Below are 2,506 nucleotides of genomic sequence, written 5' to 3'. Positions count from 1 at the left end.
AGACACAGTACTGAAAACCCCCCTAAATAAAAATCTTCAAAAGAGCCAAGCGCCGCCAGGCCGCGCAGAGGCGCCAAGCTTCTCTCCACCATACGCCGACAAGCCAGACAGCGGGCCTCCACCCCCCGCAACGCCCAGCCACGAAACGGCGCCCCCACAGAAGACGCCGAGAGACCCCCGCGCCGCCACGAGGCCGCGCAACGGAATACTCGGCTAGTTTGAAGATTTAGACCGCTGTGTATTTCGCGGCGGCTGGCGTGGCTAGCCTCAGCCACCTGGCTAAGCGTACCGCGGCTTTGAAGGGGGTGCCCCCGTCCTAGGGCGCGGCAGGAGTCGGTGGCGGCGCCGTCCCTCCAGATGAGGTTGCGGCCGTCCTATACTGAGAAGCCGAAGGCGGGCGTCAGCTAGGGGCTCGCGGTGTATATGCGATATACCCAGCCGCCGCCACCACCCCGCCACAGCCCCCACTCCAAGCCGGAAAACTGGGCCGAGCCGCCCCGCTGATACCCAAAACCGCGGTCCCAACAAGACGGCGCCAGCACCCAGGAACGCCGACCCGCGGCCTTAAGTTGCTCTTAAAATTTCGGGAGAACCCCCAAATCCGCCAAAAACCCCAACAGCCTCCCCACACTCACCTCGACGGAGACCCCCTCGTTGACGAGGACAAGATCGGGGCTCTCAGGCTCCTCGTAGGGGTCGTCGACGCCGGTGAAGTTCTTGACCTCCCCCGCCAGCGCCCTTCTGTAGAGGCCCTTCGGGTCGCGCCTGACGGCCTCACCGAGGGAGACCTTGACGTAGACCTCGAAGAAAGGCACCTCCTCCTCCACTATCCTCCTCACCTCAGCCCTCACGTCCCGGTAGGGAGAGACAAATGCGGCGAAGACCGCCACGCCGTTCCTCGCCAAGAGGCGCGCCACCCACGCCACCCGCAGAAGGTGGCGGCGCCTGTCCTCCCGAGAGAAGCCCACGTCGGTGTTGATAGTCGAGCGCACCCAGTCCCCATCCAGAACCTCCGCCCTCACCCCCGCCTCCCTCACCCGCGCCGCCGCCAGCTGGGCAATCGTCGACTTGCCAGACGCCGGCAGGCCAGTCAGCCAAACCACAAACCCCCTCTCCAGACACCTCATAGGACAGACTCGAGAAACCGCGCCACGTCGAGGGCGTGCATATCCCGCTTCCTCTTGTCGCCCCAGGTGGCGGCGTAAAAGCCGTCGAAGCTGTGTAGCGAGTCGTCGGGGCCCCGGTCGTTCCCCTCAAGCCAAGGCGACCCGTACCCCACCGTCTGCACCGGCCTAACCCGCAGAGAGTCGAAGTAGACCATAAGGTCGGGGAAGTCCCCCCTCACCGACCGGTAGAGCTCCCCCGGCTCGTAGACAGCGTTCTGGACATAGCCCCACGGCGCCTTGAGCACGCGGAGCCTCCTCCTCAGCTCCCTCCTCAGATCCTCAGCCTCCTCCCTAGAGACCACTCCACGCGGCCTATCCACCGTGTTGATAAACAGCCGGGCGTAGTACCCACCCCACGCCACCACCTTCGTCAACCCCCAGTCTACCACAGACCCTCCACGTCCTCGCCCCTCCCCGGCTCCCTCGAGAAGCGCAGGAGGCCCCACTCGGCCAGAAGCTGGTTCAAGGCCAGGACCCCCCGCTGCGCCTGGTTCCCGTGGTCCGACACGACGAGGACCTCCACGTCGCGGGGCAGGCGCTTGAGGAGGCGGCCGGCCAGCTCGTCAACCAGCCCGTAGTAGCGGGGGATCTTGTCCTCGTGGGGGTTCCCAGGCTCGTAGAGAGGGTGTTCGGGGTCCCAGAACTTCTGGAAGAGGTGGTGGGCCCTGTCCGTGCCGATCTCGTGCAGGACGAAGACATCCCACTGGACGGCCTCCATAAGCCGCTCCGCCGCCGCGAAGCGGAGCTCCGTCATCTCGACAAGCGCCTTGAAGGCCTCCTCCTTCCGATCCGTGCGGTACTCCACGTCGAAGACATACCGCGGGATAAGCGACATGACCTCCGGCGGATAGGCCCAAGGCCTCCCCCTAGGCGTCAAGAAGTCAGAAATCCACACCCCGTACTCTCTCGGCGGGTACCCCGGCGGCAGGCCTATCACGACAGAGCGCAGACCCCGCCGCTCCCAGACGTACTGCTCCCCAAGATCGCGAGACGTGACGACGTACCCCTCGTAGGACCCCCGCCGCATGTGGCGGAAGCCGTAGATCCCCAGCTCCCCCGGGTCGCGCCCCGTGAACATAGAGGCCCACGCCGGCACCGTGATGGGAGGATCCACAGCCCGCATAACCCCGCGCGACCCCCTGTCGGCCACCTCGGCTATGTGGGGCAACTCGTCCCGCATACGCTCGTACACCTCAAACGGCATCCCGTCAAGCGCCAGTATGAAAACCCGAGCCACGCGCCCCGGGCACGGCTAATTAATAAACATTACCATTAAGACACACTACAGGCACCCCAACGACTCCGGCCCCCAGGCGCCAGCACCGCCGACGACATCAGAC

At 65.4% G+C, this 2,506-nt stretch carries 3 protein-coding genes and 1 pseudogene; 1 reads left to right on the top strand and 3 read right to left on the bottom strand.

Going from position 1 to position 2,506, the window contains the following annotated elements:
- A pseudogene (locus ACP5J3_RS13070) lies at positions 1-217 on the top strand (hypothetical protein); the annotation flags it as partial.
- A gap of 358 nt (positions 218-575) precedes the next feature.
- Here the strand turns inward: ACP5J3_RS13070 and cysC are convergent.
- From cysC to ACP5J3_RS13055, 3 genes are read right to left on the bottom strand one after another with little or no spacing between them, the layout of a single operon-like run.
- On the bottom strand, positions 576-1,127 hold the full coding sequence (gene cysC, locus ACP5J3_RS13065; RefSeq protein ID WP_428496088.1) for an adenylyl-sulfate kinase: 552 nt from the start codon (positions 1,125-1,127) through the stop codon (positions 576-578).
- Positions 1,124-1,555, bottom strand: a complete 432-nt coding sequence (locus ACP5J3_RS13060) for a hypothetical protein (protein WP_428496087.1) — start codon at positions 1,553-1,555, stop codon at positions 1,124-1,126. Before ACP5J3_RS13060 ends, cysC begins: the two co-directional genes overlap by 4 nt.
- On the bottom strand, positions 1,549-2,403 hold the full coding sequence (locus ACP5J3_RS13055) for an alkaline phosphatase family protein (RefSeq protein WP_428496086.1): 855 nt from the start codon (positions 2,401-2,403) through the stop codon (positions 1,549-1,551). The genes ACP5J3_RS13060 and ACP5J3_RS13055 overlap by 7 nt, the downstream gene beginning before the upstream one ends.
- Positions 2,404-2,506: the final 103 nt, after the last annotated feature.

Source organism: Pyrobaculum sp. (genome assembly GCF_049971835.1).
Taxonomy (GTDB): Archaea; Thermoproteota; Thermoprotei; order Thermoproteales; family Thermoproteaceae; genus Pyrobaculum.
The sequence above is the reverse complement of the archived record's forward strand: the minus strand, read 5'-3'. Positions and strand labels throughout refer to the sequence as shown.